Genomic DNA, 23,712 nt, shown 5'->3' with positions numbered 1-23,712 from the left:
GCTTTTCAAAATTAAGAATTAATACAACCACTAACCGTAAATTCGTATTAATATTATTATTTTTAAAGAAAATTTTTATAAATGGCTAAAAAGCAATTACTCACAAAAAAGTCGATGGACTTTTTAGAAAAATATTTAAATAATGCCTCACCAACAGGCTACGAATGGGAAGGGCAAAAAATCTGGATGAACTACCTAAAACCTTATGTGGACGAATTTATTACAGATACATATGGCTCAGCAGTTGCAGTTATAAATCCTAAGGCAAAATATAAAGTGGTTATAGAAGGACACGCTGACGAAATCTCATGGTATGTCAATTATATTTCTGACAAAGGTTTACTGTATGTAATTAGAAACGGAGGAAGTGATCACCAAATTGCTCCGAGTAAGGTTGTAAATATTCATACTAAAAAGGGCATTGTAAAAGGAGTCTTTGGTTGGCCAGCAATACATACCAGAAGTAGAGCTAAAGAAGAACCACCAAAACCTGACAATATTTGTATTGATATTGGGGCAAAAGATAAAAAGGAAGTTGAAAAAATGGGAGTTCATGTGGGTTGTGTTATTACTTATCCTGATGAATTTCATATTCTCAACAAAGACAAATTTGTATGCAGAGCCTTAGATAACCGCATGGGAGGTTTTATGATTGCTGAAGTAGCCCGCCTGCTTCATGAAAACAAAAAGAAGTTACCTTTTGGCTTATATATTACCAACTCTGTACAAGAAGAAATCGGTTTACGTGGTGCTGAAATGATTACAGAAACTATAAAGCCTAATGTGGCTATAGTAACAGATGTTACTCACGATACCACAACTCCAATGATTGATCCTAAAAAGCAAGGGTTGGCAAAAATTGGAGATGGACCTGTTGTTGCATACGCTCCAGCAGTACAGCAAAAACTCAGAGATTTAATTACAGAAACTGCCGAAGAAAAGAAAATACCGTTTCAACGTGCTGCGCTCTCCAGAGCTACAGGAACAGACACTGATGCTTTTGCTTATAGTAATGGTGGTGTTGCTTCTGCATTAATTTCTTTACCTCTACGTTATATGCATACTACTGTAGAGATGGTTCATAAAAGTGATGTTGAGAATGTGATAAAACTTATTTATGAAACACTTTTAAAAATAGAGGACGGAGAAACGTTTTCTTATTTTAAATAACGCCTAAGCCTCTTTTTTAGAGGCTTTTTAAATATCAATGCATTTTCAACAAAGTATAAGAAATATGCATTCTGTAAAACATTTTTGTGTCTTTTAGAGATAATTATACTAGAATTTCTTGCCACATAAATAATAATACTCAAGATTTTAAACTATTAATTACTTAAACTCAAATTTATAAAGTAACATCTGTGGACGAATATATAGACATAGTAACTCCAGAAGGAAAACCAACAGGCAGAACTGCTTTAAAATCTGAAGCACATAAATATGGCTGGTATCACAATACCATTCATGTTTGGTTATATACCAGTATAGGTGAAATTTTATTACAACAACGCTCACATAAAAAGAAAATTTATCCTTTACTTTGGGACGTATCTGCTGCCGGGCATATTGATGCAGGCGAAACATTTATTGAAGCTGCAATAAGAGAGACTAAAGAAGAAATTGGATTACAAATAGCTGCAAAAGAACTTATAAAAATTGGAACTTTTCTTCATGAAACTAGTTATCAAACTATTCAAGACAATGAATTCCATCAAGTTTATATCTCCGAACTAAAAACTGAATTATACCAACTAAAACCTCAGGAAGATGAAGTTGAAGCATTAAAATTGGTTACATTTAATGAGTATGAAGCCTTACTCAAAGAAAGTAGTTTAAATCATCATTTTATACCAACTAATACAGCTTACTATAGCTTTGTTTTGAATGCTATTAAAGAAAAACTAAGTATATGAATTTATTACTTATGGCAATTGCACCAGTAATGGTAATCATCATTTATATCTATTTTCAAGATAAACATGAAAAAGAGCCTATGGGGTTACTTTTAGCAAGTTTCCTTTTTGGTGCTATTGTGAGTATTTTAATAGTCACCATTCTCTACATGTTCACGGGACGATTAATTCCCGTCACAAATCAGCATAGTGTTTGGCAACAATTCATACAAGCCTTTATTGTAGTTGCTCTAGCGGAAGAGTTTAGTAAATATGTAATTGTAAAGTATTTTAACCAACCAAAAAAAGCATTCAATGAACCTTATGATGGTATTATCTATGCCGTAATGGTTTCTATGGGTTTTGCATGTACCGAAAATATTATGTACGTATTACAGGGTGGTTTTGAAACTGCTATATTAAGAGCTTTTACTGCTGTTCCGGCACATGCAACATTCGGAATATTAATGGGATATTATATGGGTAAAGCTAAATTCTCAAAAAACAGATTTCAGCTCAATATGGCTGGTTTGTTTTTAGCTGTACTTTTCCATGGCGCTTATGACTTCTTTTTGTTTATAAGATTTATTCCTGGTATTTCAATTGGTGCCTTTATTTCACTTGCCATAGGCATATACCTATCAAGAAAAGCGATTAGAAAGCATCAAAACAATTCAAATTTTAAGTCTTTAGAAGATTCTTAAAATAAGCTGGTATTTTTCATATTTTGTTTGCTGATTTAGTTTTAAATTAGCAATTCTATAATAACACATCATTTATGTACAAAATAAAAGTCAATTCCTCCTATAATTTCGATGTCTCTGAAGAAAGTATAGAAACTCTGGATATTGCTGAGACAACACCAAATAATTATCACGTTTTACAAGATAGCACATCTATAAAAGCATCTATTCTAGATGCTGATTTCAACAAAAAACAATACACCGTTAAGGTTAATAGCAATACATACGACGTCAATATTAATGATGTCTTAGATCAACAAATTGAAGCTTTAGGTTTTGAAATTGGTGCCTCAAAAAAAGTAAACGACATTAAAGCACCTATGCCTGGTTTAATTCTTGAAATTAATGTTGAAGAAGGTCAGACAGTCAATGAAGATGATGCACTATTGATTCTTGAAGCTATGAAGATGGAAAACGTCATTAATTCACCACGAGAAGGAGTTATTAAATCTATAAGTGTAAAACAAGGGGAAACAGTTGATAAAAATGCACTTTTAATTGAGTTTGAATAGTATGAAAAAGATATTAGTAGCCAACAGAGGAGAAATCGCTATTCGTGTAATGCGTACAGCAAAAAAAATGGGAATTAAAACCGTGGCTATATTTTCTGAAGTCGATAGATATGCGCCACATGTAAAATATGCAGATGAAGCCGTGTGTATTGGTCCGGCTCCTTCCAGTGAATCATATCTAGAAGGTGATAAAATTATTGAAGTTGCTAAGTCCTTAAATGTAGATGGTATCCATCCAGGTTATGGATTCTTAAGTGAAAATGCTGACTTTGCTGAATTGTGTGAAAAAAATGATGTCATATTTATTGGTCCAAGATCGCATGCTATTAAAGTCATGGGTAGCAAATTAGCCGCTAAAGAAACTGTAAAAGGCTACGATATCCCAATGGTACCAGGAACTGATGAGGCAATAACAGATATAACTGAAGCGAAAAAAATTGCGAAAAAAATTGGCTTTCCAATTTTAATAAAAGCCTCTGCTGGCGGTGGTGGCAAAGGGATGCGTGTTGTAGAAAATGAATCTGAATTTGAATCACAAATGAATAGAGCCATTAGTGAAGCCACTTCTGCTTTTGGTGACGGTTCTGTATTTATTGAAAAATATGTTGGTTCACCTCGTCATATCGAAATTCAGGTGATGGCAGATATGCATGGTAATTATTTGCACTTTTTTGAACGCGAATGCTCTGTACAACGTCGTCATCAAAAAGTTGTTGAGGAAGCACCATCAGCGGTTTTAACTCCAGAACTAAGAGAAAAAATGGGGCAAGCTGCTATTAATGTCGCAAGATCTTGTGATTATATTGGTGCAGGTACCGTTGAATTTCTTTTGGATGAAAATTTAAATTTTTACTTCTTAGAAATGAATACAAGGCTTCAGGTTGAGCATCCTGTATCCGAATGGATCGCTGGAGTTGACCTTGTAGAATTACAAATTAAAGTAGCTCGTGGAGAAAAGTTAGACATCAAACAAGAAGATTTAAAAATCAATGGTCATGCTTTAGAGCTTCGTGTTTATGCAGAAGATCCAATGAACGACTTTTTACCAAGTGTTGGTAATTTAGAAGTCTATCAACTTCCCGTAGGTAAAAATATACGCGTGGATAACGGTTTTGAAGAAGGTATGGATATTCCAATTTATTATGACCCTATGTTATCTAAGCTTATAACTTATGGTGATACACGTGAGGAAGCTATTGAATTAATGATTAAAGCTATTGACAATTACCATGTTAAAGGTGTGCAAACCACCCTACCTTTTGGACGCTTTGTCTGCGAACATGAAGCCTTTAGAAGTGGTAATTTCGATACACATTTTGTAAAGAAGTACTACTCACCTAGCCTTCTGGAAGAGCAACATAAAAAAGAAGCAGAAATTGCTGCTAAGATTGCATTGAAGCGTTATTTAGAAGATCAGAGAATATTACGATTACCAAATTAAGAACTATATGGATTCTAAGATAAAAACACTTAAAGATAAACTTGAACAAGCCAAACTTGGTGGTGGACAAGCAAGAATAGATAAACAACATCAAAAGAAAAAACTAACAGCCAGAGAGCGTGTAATGTACCTTTTAGATGAAGGGTCTTTTGAAGAAATTGGTGCCTTAGTAACACATAGAACAAAAGATTTTGGTATGTCTGGTCAACAATTCTATGGTGATGGCGTGGTTACGGGCTATGGTACTGTAAATTGTAGATTAGTTTATGTATTTGCTCAAGATTTCACTGTTTTTGGTGGTTCACTATCTGAAACACATGCCGAAAAAATCTGTAAGATTATGGATATGGCTGTTAATGTTGGTGCACCAGTCATTGGTTTAAACGATTCAGGCGGAGCACGTATTCAGGAAGGTGTACGTTCTTTAGGTGGTTATGCAGATATTTTTTATAGAAATGTTCAGGCATCTGGTGTTATTCCACAAATTTCAGCCATAATGGGACCTTGTGCTGGTGGAGCTGTGTACTCACCAGCTATGACAGATTTTACACTTATGGTAGAAGATACCAGCTATATGTTTGTCACAGGACCAAATGTAGTAAAAACAGTAACCAACGAAGAGGTTACAAGTGAAGAATTAGGGGGAGCAAGTGTGCATTCTACAAAATCTGGTGTGGCACACAAAACCTCATCTAACGATATAGAGTGTTTAGAAGACGTAAAACAACTCTTAAGTTATTTACCTCAAAGTAATAAAGAAAAACCTTTACATATTCCTTTTGAAATTAAAGAAGAAGTTAGAGACGTTTTAGATAGTATTGTACCAGACAATCCTAACAAACCCTATGACATGCATCAAGTCATTGAAGGCATTATTGACGAGAATTCCTTTTATGAGATTCATAAAGATTTTGCCGAAAATATCATCGTAGGTTTTGCGCGTTTAGGTGGTAAATCCGTTGGTATTGTAGCCAATCAGCCTATGTTTTTAGCTGGTGTGTTAGATGTTAACAGTTCTACTAAAGCAGCACGTTTTGTACGTTTTTGTGATTGTTTTAATATTCCTTTGCTTGTATTAGAGGACGTTCCTGGTTTCTTACCTGGTACTGACCAAGAATGGAATGCCATTATCACTAATGGTGCAAAATTATTATATGCATTTAGCGAAGCTACTGTACCAAGAGTTACCGTTATTACAAGAAAAGCCTATGGTGGTGCTTATGATGTGATGAACTCTAAGCACATTGGAGCAGATATGAATTTTGCATGGCCTAATGCTGAAATTGCGGTGATGGGTGCCAAAGGTGCTGCTGAAATCATCTTTAAACGAGACATTTCAGTAGCTGATGATAAAGAAGCCAAGTGGAAAGAAAAAGAAGCCGAGTATGCCGAGTTATTTGCAAATCCTTATAGTGCTGCTGAACGTGGCTTTATTGATGAAGTCATCTTACCTCATAATACAAGACGTAAGCTCATAAAAGCCTTTGCTATGTTAGAGAATAAAGCAGTGGTAAAACCTAAGCGTAAGCATGGCAATATTCCTCTGTAATACTATATAATTGAAAATAAAAACGGTTTGAGCTTTTCTCAAACCGTTTTGTAGTTATTTGATCTTGATAGCCTACTGCCAAGTCACAATATCATCTAAATTCCTTCTGGTTTTAACATGAGGTGGCTCCGCTTTTCTGTAGCCAAAAGCCACCATATAAGATAATCCGTATTTATCTGTATCTACACCAAATTTTTCCTTTAAAAGTGCTTCTGTTTTCTCTTGATGAAACCCTTCAATTGGGCAACTATCTATTCCAACTAATGCAGCAGAAGTCATCATATTTGCTAAAGCAATATAGGTTTGTTTAGAAGCCCAATCGAATAGTTTTTTATCTGTATCTAAATTAAAATCACTTTCTTGAAATTCTCTGTAAAACTTAGAATACATTTGAATGACATCTTTTGGAAATTGCTTCACGTTCTTCATCATATGCATGATATATTCTGAATTCCAATTAGTCATAGGTGCTTTCATACTTAAACCAAGAATAAAGTGACTTGCTGTATCTAGCTTCAATGACGCTCCCCAAGCTACTGGCTTAAGTAATTCTCTTAATTCTTTATCTTGAACTACCACAAAATGCCAAGGTTCAAAACCAAAAGAACTAGGTGATAGATTTGCTGTTTTCAATATAAAATTGATATCATCTTCTGTTAATTTGCGTGTTTCATCAAACTCTTTTGTGGCATGTCTATATTGAAATGCATTTAAAATATCCTGTTTAGAAATATTAGGTGTTTTCATTTTTAAAATACGATTAAATTAAAACTATACTTTTTATAGTCACAAAACTAAGTATAGTATTTTACCTTTGCAATAACGGTCAAAAATGATAGTATAAAAATATGGCAGAAACACTTTTAAAAACTTATCCTTGCTGCGCTAGCCTATCTATGGGTGTTATTGGTGGAAAATAGTAATATTATACTTAATGGATGGTACACTTCGTTACAACGAGTTAAGAAAACTAATGCCGACTGTTACTGAACGTACTTTAAGTCTACAATTAAAAAAACTCGAAGAAGACAAAATTATGAGCGTAAAGTGTATACAAAAAAACCTTCTTTAAAAGTTGAATACAAACGCACTGCATTAGGAAAAACCTTAGTGCCGTTAATACAGTCTATTGCAGATTAGGGAAATTCTGTGGCTTGAGTTTAGTCAAAAATACGACCGTAATAATTTAAATCTACGATTTCACCTTTAGTTGTTTTATAATCTCTACGAATGGTTCCCTCTAGTTTAAAACCATTTTTAAGAATAACGGCAATACTACCTTTATTTCTAGAACTGGCTCTGCATAATAGTTTTATAAACTTATACTCTTTAACAATATGATCTACGACCAAGCTTGTTGCTTTAGAAACAATGCCTTTACCTTCATAACGTTTATCTATAAATGAACCCAGCTCTGCCTTAGGTACATTCATATCTATGTTTTTAACATCAACAAGACCAATAAATTCATCAGTATCAACATCTATAATCATATAAGGTAAATAACTAATTGCTTTAATACGTTGCTGTATTTCATCACAATAATTAAGCGTATCTTTTAATGTCATTGTTTTTGAAACAGTTCCCGCAAAAAAATCTTCAAGTCTTATTCTGTTCTTATCAATTAAGTTATAGAAAGCTTCCCCTCTATTTTCGCTTAATAATTCAATCTTAAAATTATCAAAAGTCATATGCTATTTATCTAATAAACGTCTGTGGTAATTAATCTGCCCTAAATGGTAAGCTAAATGCGTCGTTAAATGCACTAGAAAATACTCAGTAGTCATTGGGTTCTTAAAAACGTGTATCTTATATTCTTTATATAAATCTGCTTCAGTCAATTGATGCAATACAGATTCGACAACAAGCATGGTATCATCAACCTGCTTAATCATTTCTGCTCTAGAAACATTTTTAAGTGAAAATTCTAAATCACGCTGTCTAACATAGCCCGTATCACCTAGGATAGCTCCAATAAAATGATTTAAGTTCCCTACCAAATGCAGACATAAATTCCCAGCCGAATTAGATATGGATCCATTTATCTTCCATAGATTAAATTCGTCCTTATATAAATTTATTTCTTCTTTAAGCTTATTTAAATCCCTATTAAATAACCTTATCAAGGTTTCTATTAACATGCTATATTGGTATTGAATATTGATATCTGATATTAGTATAACATCTATCCAAAAATAGGCAATAATTGACTTACTTTTGCGCTATGCAAAATCAAAAACGATCCCAATTTGAATTTGTAGTCCTCATGGCTGCATTAATGTCTATTGTAGCATTATCAATAGATGCTGTATTGCCAGCACTTCCAATGATAGGAAATTATTTGAGCGTTAGTAGCCCAAGTGAAAACCCTAAATTAATTACCTCAATTTTTTTAGGTCTTGGTATTGGCCAACTCATTTTTGGTCCCTTATCAGATAGCTTTGGTCGCAAACCTATTGTTTATGTTGGTTTTGTTCTTTTTGTCATTGCATCTATAATCTGTGTAACGACAAAAAGCTTTGAAGTGATGTTATTTGGACGCATATTGCAAGGTATAGCTTTGGCTTCACCCAGAACCATGTGTATAGCTATGGTTAGGGATTCTTATGATGGGGATTATATGGCTAAGATACTATCTATTGTAGTGATGGTATTTATTTTAGTACCTGTAGTTGCGCCTACTTTAGGGCAATTTCTCATGAATCATTACAACTGGCAATTTATTTTTACATTCAATTTAATATTTGGAATTCTGGTTGTAATTTGGTTTTGGTTAAGGCAACCCGAAACCCTAAAAGACAAATATAGAATTCCATACCGACTGTCTATTTTTAAAACAGGCACAGTACAGTTCTTTAAGATTAGATCTGCAGTAATTTACACACTACTTTCTGGTTTTATTACCGGGTCTTTTATGGTGTATTTAAGTACGTCTCAACAAATCTTTGAAAAACAATATGATTTAGCAGAAGAGTTTCCATTAATATTTGCAAGTTTAGCAATCTCAGTAGGCTTAGCCACATTTTTTAACAGTCAATTGGTTGTAAGATTTGGTATGAAACGTATTGTACATATTGCGATATGGAGTTTTATCATTACATCATTAATTTTTATACTTATATTCTATTCAGGTCACAATCCAAGTATAGAAGTTTTAATTACATTTTTTTCAATTCAGTTTTTCACCATTGGGTTTTTATTTGGAAACCTACGTGCTTTAGCCATGGAGCCTATGGGACATATTGCAGGTATAGGTTCTGCGTTAAATGGTTTTATTTCTACAGTAATGGCTGTACCTATAGCCAACTATATAGGAAGCTTTGTAACAGGCTCTGTAACTCCTTTGTTTATAGGCTTTTTGGTTTGCGGAATAATTTCATTGGTTTTATTCTATTACAATAGTAGCCGCATTTCAAAATTAACTAAAGTCATATAATTGGTTTTTATATACAACTTTAGTTTTCTGCATCTAAATGTATTACCCTTATTCTCGATGGACTAAGAGTAGTTCCACCTAAATTAGCAACTTCATTAATATATAATTTAGTGCCGTCTGGACTAATATCTAGATCATTAGGCAAAGATAGATTAGCATTAAGAGCTGCTCCGTTTACAGAGCCTCTTGTACCATTCCCTGCTAAAAGTGTAAGGTTTGATTGTAAATCTATTTCATATATCTGATTAGCTGATCTGGCAACAACATAGAACTTGTTATCCGAAAATATAATATGACCATTATTATTACCAGGTACAGTAGCAAAAACAGATGATAAGCCATTAGAATCAACTTTAATAACATTGCCATTACTAAAATTCGCAACATAGAGATTACCATCTAAGTCAAATGTAATTCCATTAGGACATGAAAAGAGATTACTTGTAGCAAAAACCGACTGATTACCATTAGAATCTATTTTAATGATATTGTTTCCATTACAATTTGCAACAAAAAGGTTGTTCTGAGAATCAATAGCTATACCAATTGGTGCAGATAGTACCCCACCAGAAGTAAAATTTGAGGTTACACCATTAGTATCCGTTATAGAAATTCTACCACCAGATTGGTGTGACTGATAAAAATTACCTTGCGCATCTATATGATTTCCTGAAGCACCATCCATGAAACCAGAAATAAAGGTCGATACATTACCTTCTGGTGTTATAGCCATAACTCTCGACCCATTACCAGTTGATAAAGCTATTCCAAAATCAGCTACATAAATAACGCCATTTTCATCAACAGATACTCCTCCAGTACCTATATTAATTGATGGTACTAAAGTGCTCATCAAATTTGTTCTCTCTAAAGTAAATGTAGGTGAAGGATTAGATAAAGCACTTAGAGAATTCTCATTTGAATGCTCAGACAATACAATGATTTTATAGTTTTGATTTTCTACAATGTCATCGCCATCGGTATCCTTCAAAGTGCTTTCTAAAATCACCTGACTTTCTGAGCTTGATAATTGCGCATATTGCTCAGACGGACTGCTTAAAGCTTCATTTAAGTCTATAGATGCATTATCTTTTAAAACAAAAATTCTATAACCAGCTAATAGTTCTGAAGATTGGTTGCTTTGAAAGCTTAGATCTATATCTGATGCATTTCCATTATTTGTGTTATCCATTATAGCTATAGATGTTACAGGCTCTAACGGTAATAAGTCTGTGTTTACTAAAGTAAATTCTTCAGAAAAAGACGATAAAACACTAAAATCTATATCTAAACTATGTAATGAAAGTATGGCAACTTTGTACTCAACTCCCTCTGAAATAGAACTTCCACCAACAGCTAAAAGACTTGGGGGTAGAGTAATAGTATTACCAGTTAAAAATTCATGATAAACGCTATTTGGTAAATCTAAAGCCTCGTCTAAGGATAAGTTATCATTTACATTGAGAACAAATGCTCTATAAGCCAATAAATTATTTTGTGAACTGTCACTAAAATTAATGCTGATATCTGAAGCATTTCCATTATTAGTAACATCACTAACGATTATTGATGTAACAGGTGATAAAGGGCTAATGTCTTGCCCATCATCAGAACTATCATCACTCCCACAGGAGATAAATAGTACTGATAAATAAATAAAAATTCTCTTTTTCATAATTAAGACATTTAATCATAGGCAATAAAACCTAATCTTTTATAAGTTTTTTAACAACAGATTTATTGCTTGAGCTTATCCTCAAGAAATATATACCTTCACTTTTATTAAAGCCAAAGCTTCTAATCTCAATTGTTTGGTTATCTATAAAGTCTAGGTCTTCATTATTAAAGCTATGTAATTGTTGCCCTAAATAATTGAGAACTTCTATTGTAATATCTTCTGGAAATATTCCATTTTGAAAGCGTATCGATATTTTATTATCTCTTACTGGGTTTGGAAAAATTGAAATATCATTAAAACCTTCATATTCTTCTACACTTAATACATTGTAAGCATCAGATATCCATATACCTCTACCAAATGTTGCGATTCGTAACTTACTATCTACTGGATTATACTCAATATCTGTGACAAAAGTTATGGGTAATCCATGGTTAAACTCTGTCCAGTTTGCACCTCCATTAATAGTTATATAAACCCCCAAGTCTGTTGCTGCATATATAATATCATCATCTGTTAAATCAACGGCAATAGCATTAACTTGAATATCTGGCAAATCCCCTTGTATAGATGACCAAGAATCACCTCCATTAATGGTCTTATATATATGTGGAGTATTTGAATTAATACTATTACGACTTATAAAAACTGTGTCAGAATTCAATCCACTTGTTTTAATATCTGTCATTCTCCATCCTGGTGCACTCATTGTGGGTTGCCATGTTTCGCCAGTATCATTACTTCGATAAACGGTCCACGAAGCATTTGTCCATGCTGCAGCATAGCATACACTTGGATTTGCCTGACTGAATGCTAAATCTGTAATTATTGCAGCATTTAGATTTTTTTGCCAAAATACACCAGCGCTACTACTTTTATAAAGCCCTTGCTGTGTAGACCCTAACAATATATTTGGGTTAGACGGATGCATACGAAGTGGTGCAAAATGATTACTTGTATTTTCATTAAGATTCATTCCGCCAGTTATTTGGGAAGCAAATGAGTTTGTTCCATTTGAAGACTTCCAATATGTTCCATTAATCCATGTCCCATAGAAGTTATTTGGATTAACCACATCAACAGCTACATTAACACCATCAAAAAATCCCCATCTCTCCCAATTTAGACCATTTCCAATATTAGCACCTTGAAGACCATGATCCCATAAACCACCAATTACAATATTAGTATTTGACCGGCCAGAACCAACCGATAAAAATTGAGCATTTACTAAGCCATTGTTAGCATTGCTCCAACAAGAACCATTATCTGTGCTTTTTGAAACACCACCATCATTAAATGTATATACTGTACTAGGATTATGAGGATCAAATCCTAAATCGTGATGATCGGCGTAGGTCATACAAACTGGTGTATCTGTACAAGTAGAACAAGCTGTTCTATCTTTTTGTTGCCAAGTCATTCCTCCGTTACTACTTCTCCAAAAAGAAATACCGCCAAAAAACACCAGGTCAGGGTCTACAGGTGATACTGCTATTGTATTATTAAACCATCCCTGGCAAAAAAGGCCTAGACTGTTAACAATACAAAAAGCGTCTGGCGCATTATTTAATATGGACCAATTCTCACCATTATCAATAGACTTATACACACCAAGTAATCCCGTATCATTTGCCCTTGTAATACTAGTATATAGCACATTTGGGTTAGACATGCTCTGATCTATACTAATAAAATTAATATTACTACTTGGTAAGCCATTACTTAAAAGTGAAAAGTTATTGCCACCATCAATAGATTTATAGATGCCAACATTTTCTCTAGCTACAAAGATGACATCAGGATTATCATTTTGAATTATAATATCATTAAAAATAAAATTTTGATGATTGGTACCATCACCAAGCACTACTGCCCAGTTATCACCACCATCTATACTTTTCCACAACCCATTTGTTGCTGCCATCCATAAAATATTAGTGTTTGTGGGGTGCCAAGCTATTTTTAGAACTGAGACACCCAAAGCACTAGAAAAACTAAAATTGGTAGGCAACCAAGTTAACCCTCTATCTGTAGATTTAAATACGCCTATACCACCTTTAAGTACAATACCAGGTGAGGAATACCCTTCTCCTGTACCAATAATAACTATATCGCTATCATCAGGTTTTACAACCACTGCTCCAACTCCTGTAGAAGGAATATTGTCTGTCATTGGCACCCAATTATCCCCAGCATCTTCAGAAAGCCATAATCCTCCCGAAGCTGATCCACCCCAAATAACATCAGGTACAATAGGGTCGAAAGCATGAGAAATCATTCTCCCTCCATGACCATCCATATCAATAGGCCCAATGTTTTGCCAATTAGCCATAGGTCCTGTACCAGAGCGTTCACCTAATTCTCTTATACTCTGAAATATATTCCATCTATCTTTTACATTACTTATTCCATCAGCATTTCTTCGTTGTTCATAAAACCACCTCTCTCTCATATATTGCATATAACCCGAGCCTTTTAATTGACTCAAGTCATTTTCTACACTGTTTAATAATTGGTTATAATAGTCATCCCGTTCGAGTATCGCAACAGGTATAGTTTCTATATTTTGAGACTCTGCCTGTTGTACATTAATATTAATGATAAAGAGGGTGTAAAACCCTAATTGTAGAATTTTTTTCATAGCAATCTTTAAATGGTTATAATTTTTCTTTTCTATACAAAGAAAAGCACTATTACCAGCTTGCTATTGTAAAAAAGCGAATAAAAGGAGAAATGTATTATGAATAAAGATATTGACCGATATAATTATTATCTTCTAATAATATAGACTGATGGCAATTCGTTTTGAATTCATTAGGTGTGTGATTAGTAAAAACAGAAAAATCCTTATAAAAATGACTCAGGTCATAATATCCTAAAGCCAAAGCCAACGGCTCTATTTTTACATCCTGATGTTCTGCCAATATTAATGTAGATTTTTTAATCTTAAGTAATCGCTTATAGCGCATAGGACTAATACCCACATGCGTTCTATATAACTTCTCAAAATACCTTGAGCTACCTACTTTCCTAATTGGGGCAGACAGTTTTTGCAGAGAATCGAATTGTGAAAAGATATCAAACAAAAGCGCAGATGGAATGTTTTTTTTCTTACTGAAGATTTTTGGTAATTCCTGATGAAGAACATAATAAATAATAGAGTCCAGACAGTTCATCTCATCTAAATTAAATGACTTATTATAATTTAAATCACTCAAAGGTACAACCTGGTTTTTCAAATAATATGCCTCATCATTAATAATATTTGATGTCATCCATGGCATAAGCTTAAAAGAGAGGATAATTGTATTTGGAGCTAATTCAAAATAAGAGCTTTTATCTACAATACCAATATAAGCATGACTACTTATATCATATTTTTCTAATCCAATAATAATCTTAATCGATCCTTTAATTAAAAACAGTATTTCTGGAAATCCATCTGATACTACAGGCTCCCTACTAATTCCCTCTTCATTAGTTAATGCCCATATGCTTTGCAAATAGTCACCATAAGGGTGACCATGCTTATATTTATAAAACCTAACCACAGCAATTTTTTATTAAAGGTATAAAAGATTAGCAAGTAATTAAAATATTTCTAAACTCCCTTTACCTTCTCTCACAATTTCAGGAGGCTCAACAGACAAATCAATGATTGTAGAAGCCTCATTACCACCATAACCACCATCAATTACAATATCCACCAAGTTATTCCATTTTTCTAAGATAAGCTCTGGATCTGTGGTATATTCTATAACTTCATCTTCATCTCTAATTGAAGTAGATACTATTGGATTGCCAAGCGCATTGACCAATGCTAAAGCAATAGAATGATCTGGCACTCTAATACCAACTGTTTTTCGTTTTTTAAAGGGATTGGGGAGATTTTTAGAACCAGGCAAAATAAATGTATAAGCACCAGGCAAGGCACGTTTTAGAATCTTAAAAGTCGTTGTGTTAATCTGCTTTACATAATCACTAAGATTACTCAAGTCTTCACAAACAAAAGAAAAATTAGATTTTTCGAGTTTTACACCCTTAATTCTCGCTATGCGTTCTAAAGCCCTAATATTAGTAATATCACATCCCAAACCATAAACCGTGTCGGTTGGGTATATCACTAATCCACCATTTTTCAGAATTTTTGCAACTTTCTGAATTTCTTTGGGATTAGGGTTTTCGGGATATATTTTAATGAATTCTGCCATTTATTAAATATACATATAAATGCTAAAAAAAATATAATTTTTATCAATACTGTAACATTAGCACCTAACTTGCAGTCTATATTGTATGCATCAATCAATCAAAATCATCATAATCCTATTTTTTTCGGCAAAGCTTTTTGCTACTGAAGCAGTGCCGCCTAAAGCCAAACCACCAATTATTTTCACTAAGGCAGAAATAGTTAATGCCACAACTACGCGTATTCCGTTTAAGATTATTGACCAACTTATAGTTGTACAGGTAGAACTCCTTAACCAAGAAGGTAATTTTATTATAGATACAGGATCTGAATCACTTATTCTTAATAGTCAGCATTTTAAACCTACCCGTAAGTACAGAGATGATGGAAAAAGCAAGAGTGGCGTGCATAGAGCTATAGAAAATATTAAAGAAAAACATTTAGATTCTTTAAGTTTTAATAGACTTAGCCTAAAAAAACTTAATGCAGATGTAATTGATCTTTCCCATATTGAAAAAGCAAAGAAAATTAGATTATTAGGCATTATTGGTTACAGCATTTTAAAAGATTTCGAAGTTTTTATTGATATGCACCTAAATCAATTAACCTTAACCAGAATTGATAAAAACGGTGACAAACTATCCAATAAGGTATATGCAGAAGCCATTAATGATAGTATAGATTTTGAACTTAAAAAACATAGCATAATTTTAGAAGCTTTTGTTGGTAACAATAAAGTTAAATTTGGTTTAGACACTGCTGCAGAGTATAATCAGCTCAATAAAAACATTAATTCAGAAATTTTAGCCTATTTTTATCCTAGCAAAGAATTAAAACTCACAGGGGCTAGCGGTAAAAAGAAAAAAGTTTTGGCAGGGAAATTGTATAGAGTAAAATTGAACGATTCAATTTACTTTGGACCAATGAAAACTGTGATTACCAATTTAAGAAAAATGAACAATGCTTTTGGCACAAACCTCGATGGTATATTAGGTTTTGAATTCTTCGCTCAAAAAAGAACCATTATTAATTACAAAAAGAAGAAGCTCTATTTTATTAAGAGTCCAATAATAAAACCTTGAAAATCAAATTAAAATATTTTCACTCTTTAATTTTTCTTCTGTTTTTTTCATTTAATAGTTATGCTCAAGACAATACTATTAAAGGCTATACAATAGAAGGAGAAGATGTTATTTTTATATTCAACATTGATGATTATCCAAACATTAAAAACAATGGTAAAACTGTAGATAATGTCTATGTTTCAGGAGAATTCAACAATTGGGCAAAGGATCAATGGGAGATGAATAAAGTCAATGACTCTATATATCAACTAAGAAAAAGTTTATCACTATTTACTTCAGATTTTGATTGGGAATTTAAGTTCATTGTTAATAGCGAGCATTGGGCAGAACCTTCCAGTGATTTTGAAAATATTGTAGATGCCAGAGATTACAAAGGTCATAAACTCATGGTTTATAACTTAAAATTATATAGTGCATTTGCCACGGAATATGGAAATGTAAGTTTTAAGCTTAAAGGTTTTAAAGATGCCGAAAGTGTTATACTATCTGGTACTTTTAACCGTTGGGATGAATCTGGTTTTATAATGAAACCCACAGACGAAGGCTGGGAAGTAACGCTACAACTAAGACCCGATGTATACCAATACAAATTTATTATAGATAACCATCATTGGATAGAAGACCCGCAAAATCCTTCAAAAATTAAAAATGAATTTGGTGGTTATAATTCTGTTATTGATGTTCAAAAAAATGTTGAATTCATATTATGTGATTTTCTAGATGCCGAAACCGTAGTACTAAGTGGTGATTTTAATGATTGGTCCGAAGAAAATTACGAAATGGAAAAAGTAGACGATTGTTGGACCTATAGTGTAAGACTATCTGGTGGAAAATATCATTACAAATTTATTATTGACGGTAAATGGATTACTGATCCTTACAATACAGTTAAGGAGTATGATGGCAAAGGTCATATAAATTCTGTATGTATGGTTAAGTAATCAACTAATCACTTCAAGCTTTGCAAAGCGTAATAATAATTTCTTAGTATCTCCATTTTTAAATTTTATCTCTGCCTTTAAATCACCACCCTTGCCTTCAATTTTCATGACCTCTCCTCTTCCAAATCGATGATGGTTTACGACGTTACCAACTGTCAGTTTACTATCAAACAGGTTTGATGTATCGTTAGATTTACTGACGGGCTTCAACTTTTTAGGAGTAGAAATTTTAAAATTTTCAGGTTTCTTTTTTGGTTCTTTCTTTTTAAACTTTGGTGATTTAGGCTTAGCAAATCGTATTTTATTTGGTTCAATATCACCAAATATTGAAGCGTCTAGCATTGGATTAAAACGTTGCTCCTTAAGTGGAGTCGTAATATTTAGGTATTCATCCTCTATTTCCTCAATAAATCGGCTTGGTTCTGCATCAATAAGTTTCCCCCATCTGTAACGGGAAACTGTATAAGTTAAATACGCTTGCTTTTCTGCTCTGGTCAAAGCCACATAAAATAAGCGACGTTCTTCTTCAAGCTCACTTCTGGTATTCATACTCATGGCACTAGGAAATAAATCTTCTTCCATACCAACAATAAAAACATGAGGAAACTCTAAACCTTTTGCCAAGTGAATGGTCATTAAAGCTACATGATTAGGATCACCCTTATCACCATCTAAGTCTGTGGCTAAAGCTACATCTTCGAGAAATTCTGCTAAAGAATCGCCAGCATCAGCTAACTCTATTTGACCTTCCACAAAGTCCTTGATGCCATTTAATAATTCCTGAACATTATCCATTCTGGTAACCCCTTCTGGTGTACCATCTTTATTTAACTCTCTAATTAAACCACTGGTCTTAGTAACATGTTCTGCCAACTCAAAAGCATTAGCATTTTGGTTCATTACCTTGTAACTCTCAATAAGCGTTACAAAATCTCTGAGCTTATTTTTAGTGCCTTTATTAATATTGATAGTCTCATTATCAATATTCTCCATGATATCGTACATCGTTTTACCTGATGCATTTGCTGCAACTACCAAACGATCTATAGTGGTTTGACCAATACCTCTTGCCGGATAATTAATAACACGTTTTAAAGCTTCTTCATCAGACGAGTTTAAAATTAGACGCAAATATGCCGTAATATCCTTAATTTCCTTACGCTGATAAAATGATAACCCACCATAAATTCTATATGGTATATCACGTTTTCTTAGCGCATCTTCAATAGCACGCGATTGCGCATTGGTACGATATAATACCGCAAAATCACTATTAGACAATTGTTGATTCATTTTGGTTTCCCAAATAGTACTCGCCACATAACGCCCTTCATCACCATCAGTCATAGAACGATGTACAATTACTTTATCACCTACTTCATTGGCAGTCCAAACAATTTTATCGAGCTTGGTTTTGTTATGTTCAATCACAGAATTAGCAGCACCGACGATCATTTTTGTTGATCGGTAATTTTGCTCCAAACGATAGACTTTAACATCATCATAATCCTTTTGGAAATTGAGAATATTATTGATGTTTGCACCTCTAAAAGCATAAATACTTTGCGCATCATCACCAACCACACAAATATTTTGAAAACGATCTGATAATGCGCGTACAATTAAATACTGAGAATGGTTAGTATCCTGATACTCATCTACTAAAATGTAACGAAATTTATTTTGGTATTGTGCTAAAACGTTAGGAAAACGTGTCAGTAGTTCATTGGTTCTTAATAATAAATCATCAAAATCCATAGCACCAGCTTTAAAACAGCGATCTACATATGCTGCATAGATGTCTCCCATTCTGGGACGACGTGCCATAGCATCGGCCTCTATAAGTTCTGGATTATTAAAATAAGCCTTAACAGTAATCAAACTATTTTTATAAGACGATATTCGACTATAAACCTGCTTGGTTTTGTATATATCCTTATCTAAACCCATTTCCTTAATAATGGAGCCTAATAATTTTTGGGAATCTTGCGTGTCGTATATCGTAAAATTACTCGGAAAACCTAAATGATGACCTTCGAATCTTAATATCTTAGCAAACACGGAGTGAAATGTACCCATCCAAAGATTTTTGGCTTCACCATCACCTACAATATCGGCGATTCTGCCCTTCATTTCGCGAGCAGCTTTATTGGTAAACGTCAATGCTAAAATATTAAACGCATCTACTCCCTGGCTCATTAAATAAGCTATTCGATACGTTAGCACACGTGTTTTACCAGAACCTGCGCCAGCAATGACAATCATTGGGCCATCTTTCTGGATGGTAGGTGCTAATTGAGCCTCATTAAGTTGACTTAAATACTTTTCCAAAAGTTAAATTTTTTCGAACTGTGAAATTACGTATTGTCTTAGGTTTTTCCATATTTAAAGACCAATAATTATAAACAAGATGTTAGCAAAAAATGAGACATCTATTTAATGCTATTTACTCTATATTTGAAAATGAAAAAATTTATTTTAATAAACCTTAGCCTATTAGGCTTTATATATCTTTCTACTTTATTTTTATCAGACAATACTCGTTATGCAATGAAAATGCGCCATGGTCTTTTATCAGATCACTTTTTATTAAAATTCTTATACAAGAATCAAGTATATTTTGAAGGTGCACTCTACGAAACAAAATTATATCCTTTATTTATAGTTCCTATGTTAGCTTCACTAGCGCTTTTATTTATATGTTTCAAAAAGAAATTAGCTCTTTTTTGGAAATTATCATCTATACTTCCTTTAATTATAAGCTCATTAATTTTATACTTTATGAAATTTTGAATACTGAACTAGCCTACTTCAATTTTCAATATCTTAGCAAAAAATCATTCTTATGAAATTAATTCTGCCATTCCTTTTTCTCATTTCATCATTCTCATATGCACAAAATACAATTGAACAAGATATTATTAACATTGAAGACAAACTGATAAAATGGCGAAGACATTTTCATCAAAACCCAGAGTTATCAAACCAAGAGTTTAAAACTGCAGAAAAAATTGCAGAACATTTGAAATCACTAGGATTAGAAGTCGAGACAGGAATCGCAATTACAGGTGTTGTTGGTATCTTAAAAGGTGATCATCCAGGTAAAGTCGTAGCGCTTAGAGCAGATATTGATGCTCTTCCCGTCACTGAACGTAATGATTTACCTTTTAAATCTGAAGTAAGAACTACTTTTTTAGGAACAGATACTGGAGTAATGCACGCCTGTGGACATGATACGCACATAGCTATTTTAATGGCAACAGCCGAAGTTTTATCAAAACACAAAAATAAAATAAAAGGTACGGTAAAATTCATCTTTCAACCTGCGGAAGAAGGACCACCACCTGGCGAAGAAGGAGGAGCTAAATTAATGATTAAAGATGGTGTTTTAGAAAATCCTAAAGTAGATGTCATTTTTGGTTTACATATTAATGCTGGTACTCCTGTAGGTACCATAAAATATAAAAAAGGAGGTATAATGGCTTCCGTAGAGCGTTTTGTAATTAATGTTAAAGGGAAGCAAACCCATGGTTCTCAACCTTGGTCTGGTGTAGATCCGATAATGATTTCCGCAAAAATTATAGATGGACTTCAAACCATAATTAGCCGAGAAGCAAAACTCACTGAAGAAGCTGCTGTAATAACAGTTGGCAAGATTACCGCCGGAACACGATTTAATATCATTCCTGAATCAGCAGAGTTAATTGGTACAGTAAGAACCTTAGATCCAGACATGCGTATCATGATAGAACGACGTATGAAAGAAATGACTGAGACTATCGCCAAAGCTTATGGTGGTGAAGCTACAATATCATTTAGAAATCAAACATCTATTACATATAACGACCCAGAATTAACAGATCAAATGCTACCATCACTTCAAAGCGTAGCTGGGAGAGACAATGTGAAACTTATGAAAGCCACAACTGGCGGTGAGGATTTCTCTTATTTTCAAGAAGTGGTTCCTGGTATTTATTTCTTTATAGGTGGTATGACTCCAAGCGAAAAGTCTAAAGGAGCATTTCCACACCACACTCCAGACTTTATGATCGATGAAAATGGTATGTTACTTGGAGTTAGAGCTTTTACACAATTAACATTAGATTATTTAAATAATTAATTGATATGGATTCGGTATTAAACGTTTTGAGTAGTATGCCATGGTGGCTGTGGATTATTATAGTAATTGCAATTGTAGCTATGAGAGATATTTTCTTTCAAAATAAGCATACTATTAGTCATAATTTTCCTGTTATAGGTCATTTACGCTATCTACTAGAAAGTATAGGACCTGAAATGCGTCAATACTTTGTTGCAAATAATAGAGAGGAACTACCTTTTAATCGTATTGAACGCGGATGGATCTATGCCTCTGCAAAAAAGGAAAATAACTATGAAGGCTTTGGAACGGACAGAGATATATTTGCGCATCAACATATTTTTATAAATAATGCCATGATGCCCTATAAGGTTGAAACGAATCACCCAAGCGCAATTGACAAAACTTTTGTGCCTTGTGCTAAGGTAATGGGAGAATACAATAAAAGAAAGCGACCGTTCAGACCTGCTTCTATCATCAATGTATCTGCAATGAGTTTTGGGTCTTTATCAGCTAAAGCTATAGAATCTTTAAATAAAGGCGTAAAAATAGCAGATGCCTATCATAATACAGGCGAAGGGGGATTATCACCTTATCATAGTAATGGTGGAGATGTCGTTTTTCATTTTGGGACAGGTTATTTTGGAGTTAGAGCTGAAGATGGTGGATTTTCTATGGATAAAATGGTAAAACTTGTTGAAGAAAATCCTTTTATAAGAGCGATTGAAGTAAAATTATCACAAGGAGCCAAACCAGGTAAAGGTGGTGTACTTCCTGGGAAAAAGATCACCAAAGAAATAGCTGATATTAGAGGAGTTGAAGTCGGTAAAACAGTATTATCACCTCCAAATCATAAAGCTTTCTCTAATGTACCAGAATTGGTTGATTTTGTAGAGTCCATTGCTGAAGCCACAGGATTACCTGTAGGTATTAAAGCAGCTATTGGAAAACTTGACCAGTGGGAAGAGCTCGCCGAAATTATGGAAAAAGAGAATAGAGGCCCAGACTTTATAACTGTAGATGGTGGTGAAGGCGGTACTGGTGCAGCTCCGCCTAGCTTTGCAGATCATGTATCCTTACCTTGGATCTACGGGTTTAGTGATGTTTATAAATTGTTTCAAAAACGTAACTTAACTAATCGTATTGTGTTTATTGGTAGTGGAAAGCTTGGTTTTCCGGCTAAAGCGGCTATGGCATTTGCTATGGGAGTAGATTGTATTAATGTAGCACGTGAAGCCATGATGAGCATAGGTTGTATTCAGGCACAAATCTGTCATACTAATCGTTGCCCTGCTGGTGTAGCTACACAAAGTAAATGGCTACAGAATGGTATAAATGTCCCTTTAAAATCTGAACGCTTAGCACAATACTTTAAAACCTTTAGGAAAGAATTGATAGAAATTACACATGCCTCTGGTTACGAACATCCATGCCAATTTACCATGAATGATATTGAAATGAATGTTGATGATCACAATCTAACTAAGAATTTTGACCAAACTTTTAGGTATGAAAAAACATCTGTTCAATTTAAAAGTATGCAACATTTAAAAGAATGTGTTTATCTTGGCGGAAAAAAGAACAATTAATTTTATGGAACAACAACTCATCAATCTTTTAATGTACACTATTCCTGCTTTAGTCACAGGAGCAATTGCTTATATGTTTTTTAAAGAACATGTAGAAAATGAAAACAACCGTCGTAACTTTTTAATCACTAAAGATTTACAAAAAGAAGCATTTCCAATAAGGCTACAAGCTTATGAACGCATGTCTCTTTTTTTGGAACGCATTGCTCCTTCAAAATTATTAACAAGAATTAGCCCAACATCCTCTAATAAAGAGGATTACGAAAATTTACTTGTAGCAACAATTGAACAAGAATTTGAACATAATTTATCACAGCAAATCTATGTTAGTGACCAATGTTGGAGTATTATTATGGCTGCAAAAAATGCCACTATACAGCTCATTAGAAAAGCTAATATGAACGACAAAACTGATACAGCAAATAAATTACGCGAAGTCATTTTAACTGAGCTTATCGACAAACCTGCACCAAGTAATGCAGCACTTTCTTTTATAAAAGATGAAGTCGGGGAATTGTGGTAGTTAAGAGTTGGGTAAAATTTTAAAACATAATG

General features: G+C 33.6%; 20 protein-coding genes and 1 pseudogene. 13 read left to right on the top strand and 8 right to left on the bottom strand.

Features of this window, described 5'->3' with window-relative positions; translation table 11 throughout:
- The first annotated feature begins 81 nt into the window (after positions 1–81).
- From Q0912_RS14650 to Q0912_RS14625, 6 genes are all read left to right on the top strand, one after another.
- Complete coding sequence (locus Q0912_RS14650; protein WP_299116419.1) at positions 82–1,170, top strand: M42 family metallopeptidase; 1,089 nt, start codon at positions 82–84, stop codon at positions 1,168–1,170.
- A gap of 191 nt (positions 1,171–1,361) precedes the next feature.
- Positions 1,362–1,913: an NUDIX domain-containing protein gene (locus tag Q0912_RS14645; RefSeq protein ID WP_299116417.1), complete on the top strand. Its 552-nt coding sequence runs from the start codon at positions 1,362–1,364 to the stop codon at positions 1,911–1,913.
- The gene (locus tag Q0912_RS14640; protein ID WP_299116415.1) at positions 1,910–2,596 is read left to right on the top strand and encodes a PrsW family glutamic-type intramembrane protease; all 687 of its coding nucleotides are present in this window, start codon (positions 1,910–1,912) and stop codon (positions 2,594–2,596) included. The genes Q0912_RS14645 and Q0912_RS14640 overlap by 4 nt, the downstream gene beginning before the upstream one ends.
- A 74-nt stretch (positions 2,597–2,670) precedes the next feature.
- Positions 2,671–3,147 carry an acetyl-CoA carboxylase biotin carboxyl carrier protein subunit gene (locus tag Q0912_RS14635; protein ID WP_299116413.1) on the top strand — a complete coding sequence of 159 codons (477 nt, stop codon included), beginning with the start codon at positions 2,671–2,673 and terminating at the stop codon, positions 3,145–3,147.
- Between the two features lies 1 nt (position 3,148).
- Positions 3,149–4,588, top strand: a complete 1,440-nt coding sequence (gene accC / locus Q0912_RS14630) for an acetyl-CoA carboxylase biotin carboxylase subunit (protein WP_299116411.1) — start codon at positions 3,149–3,151, stop codon at positions 4,586–4,588.
- A gap of 7 nt (positions 4,589–4,595) precedes the next feature.
- On the top strand, positions 4,596–6,137 hold the full coding sequence (locus tag Q0912_RS14625; RefSeq protein WP_299116409.1) for an acyl-CoA carboxylase subunit beta: 1,542 nt from the start codon (positions 4,596–4,598) through the stop codon (positions 6,135–6,137).
- 72 nt (positions 6,138–6,209) lie between these two features.
- On the opposite strand, the gene Q0912_RS14620 is transcribed toward Q0912_RS14625, so the two are convergent.
- Entirely contained in the window at positions 6,210–6,884 is a 675-nt protein-coding gene (locus Q0912_RS14620) for an NAD(P)H-dependent oxidoreductase (RefSeq protein ID WP_299116407.1), read from the bottom strand.
- Between the two features lie 101 nt (positions 6,885–6,985).
- On the opposite strand from Q0912_RS14620, the pseudogene Q0912_RS14615 reads away from it, so the two are divergent.
- Positions 6,986–7,277 (top strand): annotated as a pseudogene (locus Q0912_RS14615) (winged helix-turn-helix transcriptional regulator).
- A 20-nt stretch (positions 7,278–7,297) separates the two neighbouring features.
- Here Q0912_RS14615 and Q0912_RS14610 read toward each other — a convergent pair.
- A complete protein-coding gene (locus Q0912_RS14610; protein ID WP_299116405.1) occupies positions 7,298–7,828 on the bottom strand; it encodes a GNAT family protein in 531 nt (176 codons plus the stop codon).
- A gap of 3 nt (positions 7,829–7,831) precedes the next feature.
- Complete coding sequence (locus tag Q0912_RS14605) at positions 7,832–8,278, bottom strand: DinB family protein (RefSeq protein ID WP_299116403.1); 447 nt, start codon at positions 8,276–8,278, stop codon at positions 7,832–7,834.
- 83 nt (positions 8,279–8,361) lie between these two features.
- Between Q0912_RS14605 and Q0912_RS14600 the strand changes: the two genes are divergently transcribed.
- The gene (locus Q0912_RS14600) at positions 8,362–9,573 is read left to right on the top strand and encodes a multidrug effflux MFS transporter (protein ID WP_299116401.1); all 1,212 of its coding nucleotides are present in this window, start codon (positions 8,362–8,364) and stop codon (positions 9,571–9,573) included.
- Between the two features lie 19 nt (positions 9,574–9,592).
- Here Q0912_RS14600 and Q0912_RS14595 read toward each other — a convergent pair whose 3' ends face one another.
- The 4 genes from Q0912_RS14595 to Q0912_RS14580 all read right to left on the bottom strand — a co-directional run bounded on the left by Q0912_RS14595 (position 9,593) and on the right by Q0912_RS14580 (position 15,465).
- Entirely contained in the window at positions 9,593–11,248 is a 1,656-nt protein-coding gene (locus Q0912_RS14595) for an NHL repeat-containing protein (protein ID WP_299116399.1), read from the bottom strand.
- A gap of 31 nt (positions 11,249–11,279) precedes the next feature.
- A complete protein-coding gene (locus tag Q0912_RS14590) occupies positions 11,280–13,895 on the bottom strand; it encodes a T9SS type A sorting domain-containing protein (RefSeq protein WP_299116397.1) in 2,616 nt (871 codons plus the stop codon).
- Between the two features lie 97 nt (positions 13,896–13,992).
- Complete coding sequence (locus Q0912_RS14585) at positions 13,993–14,805, bottom strand: helix-turn-helix domain-containing protein (protein ID WP_299116395.1); 813 nt, start codon at positions 14,803–14,805, stop codon at positions 13,993–13,995.
- A 39-nt stretch (positions 14,806–14,844) separates the two neighbouring features.
- Complete coding sequence (locus tag Q0912_RS14580; RefSeq protein ID WP_299116393.1) at positions 14,845–15,465, bottom strand: L-threonylcarbamoyladenylate synthase; 621 nt, start codon at positions 15,463–15,465, stop codon at positions 14,845–14,847.
- Positions 15,466–15,550: 85 nt separating this feature from the next.
- On the opposite strand from Q0912_RS14580, the gene Q0912_RS14575 reads away from it, so the two are divergent.
- Positions 15,551–16,525: an aspartyl protease family protein gene (locus Q0912_RS14575; RefSeq protein ID WP_299116391.1), complete on the top strand. Its 975-nt coding sequence runs from the start codon at positions 15,551–15,553 to the stop codon at positions 16,523–16,525.
- Positions 16,522–17,469, top strand: a complete 948-nt coding sequence (locus Q0912_RS14570; protein ID WP_299116389.1) for a hypothetical protein — start codon at positions 16,522–16,524, stop codon at positions 17,467–17,469. Before Q0912_RS14575 ends, Q0912_RS14570 begins: the two co-directional genes overlap by 4 nt.
- Here Q0912_RS14570 and Q0912_RS14565 read toward each other — a convergent pair whose 3' ends face one another.
- Positions 17,470–19,800, bottom strand: coding sequence for a UvrD-helicase domain-containing protein (locus tag Q0912_RS14565; protein ID WP_299116387.1), 2,331 nt, complete (start codon positions 19,798–19,800; stop codon positions 17,470–17,472). It abuts the gene before it with no gap.
- Between the two features lie 514 nt (positions 19,801–20,314).
- On the opposite strand from Q0912_RS14565, the gene Q0912_RS14560 reads away from it, so the two are divergent.
- Genes Q0912_RS14560 through Q0912_RS14550 form a run of 3 tightly spaced genes read left to right on the top strand, consistent with a single transcriptional unit; the run spans position 20,315 to position 23,680 of the window.
- On the top strand, positions 20,315–21,589 hold the full coding sequence (locus tag Q0912_RS14560; RefSeq protein ID WP_299116385.1) for an amidohydrolase: 1,275 nt from the start codon (positions 20,315–20,317) through the stop codon (positions 21,587–21,589).
- Positions 21,590–21,594: 5 nt separating this feature from the next.
- Positions 21,595–23,157, top strand: coding sequence for an FMN-binding glutamate synthase family protein (locus tag Q0912_RS14555; RefSeq protein WP_299116383.1), 1,563 nt, complete (start codon positions 21,595–21,597; stop codon positions 23,155–23,157).
- A gap of 4 nt (positions 23,158–23,161) precedes the next feature.
- Entirely contained in the window at positions 23,162–23,680 is a 519-nt protein-coding gene (locus tag Q0912_RS14550; RefSeq protein ID WP_299116381.1) for a hypothetical protein, read from the top strand.
- The last annotated feature ends 32 nt before the right edge of the window (positions 23,681–23,712 follow it).

The organism is uncultured Winogradskyella sp. (assembly GCF_947498345.1).
Classification (GTDB): domain Bacteria; phylum Bacteroidota; class Bacteroidia; order Flavobacteriales; family Flavobacteriaceae; genus Winogradskyella.
Note: the sequence above shows the minus strand (reverse complement) of the source record. Positions and strands in the feature narration are given on the sequence as shown.

Bases quoted from the DNA above. Each gene is read 5' to 3' on its own strand.
- Q0912_RS14650 (WP_299116419.1), top strand. From the start codon at position 82: ATGGCTAAAAAGCAATTACTCACAAAAAAGTCGATGGACTTTTTAGAA.
- Q0912_RS14640 (WP_299116415.1), top strand. From the start codon at position 1,910: ATGAATTTATTACTTATGGCAATTGCACCAGTAATGGTAATCATCATT.
- Q0912_RS14635 (WP_299116413.1), top strand. From the start codon at position 2,671: ATGTACAAAATAAAAGTCAATTCCTCCTATAATTTCGATGTCTCTGAA.
- accC (WP_299116411.1), top strand. From the start codon at position 3,149: ATGAAAAAGATATTAGTAGCCAACAGAGGAGAAATCGCTATTCGTGTA.
- Q0912_RS14625 (WP_299116409.1), top strand. From the start codon at position 4,596: ATGGATTCTAAGATAAAAACACTTAAAGATAAACTTGAACAAGCCAAA.
- Q0912_RS14620 (WP_299116407.1), bottom strand. From the start codon at position 6,884: ATGAAAACACCTAATATTTCTAAACAGGATATTTTAAATGCATTTCAA.
- Q0912_RS14610 (WP_299116405.1), bottom strand. From the start codon at position 7,828: ATGACTTTTGATAATTTTAAGATTGAATTATTAAGCGAAAATAGAGGG.
- Q0912_RS14605 (WP_299116403.1), bottom strand. From the start codon at position 8,278: ATGTTAATAGAAACCTTGATAAGGTTATTTAATAGGGATTTAAATAAG.
- Q0912_RS14600 (WP_299116401.1), top strand. From the start codon at position 8,362: ATGCAAAATCAAAAACGATCCCAATTTGAATTTGTAGTCCTCATGGCT.
- Q0912_RS14595 (WP_299116399.1), bottom strand. From the start codon at position 11,248: ATGAAAAAGAGAATTTTTATTTATTTATCAGTACTATTTATCTCCTGT.
- Q0912_RS14590 (WP_299116397.1), bottom strand. From the start codon at position 13,895: ATGAAAAAAATTCTACAATTAGGGTTTTACACCCTCTTTATCATTAAT.
- Q0912_RS14580 (WP_299116393.1), bottom strand. From the start codon at position 15,465: ATGGCAGAATTCATTAAAATATATCCCGAAAACCCTAATCCCAAAGAA.
- Q0912_RS14575 (WP_299116391.1), top strand. From the start codon at position 15,551: ATGCATCAATCAATCAAAATCATCATAATCCTATTTTTTTCGGCAAAG.
- Q0912_RS14560 (WP_299116385.1), top strand. From the start codon at position 20,315: ATGAAATTAATTCTGCCATTCCTTTTTCTCATTTCATCATTCTCATAT.
- Q0912_RS14555 (WP_299116383.1), top strand. From the start codon at position 21,595: ATGGATTCGGTATTAAACGTTTTGAGTAGTATGCCATGGTGGCTGTGG.
- Q0912_RS14550 (WP_299116381.1), top strand. From the start codon at position 23,162: ATGGAACAACAACTCATCAATCTTTTAATGTACACTATTCCTGCTTTA.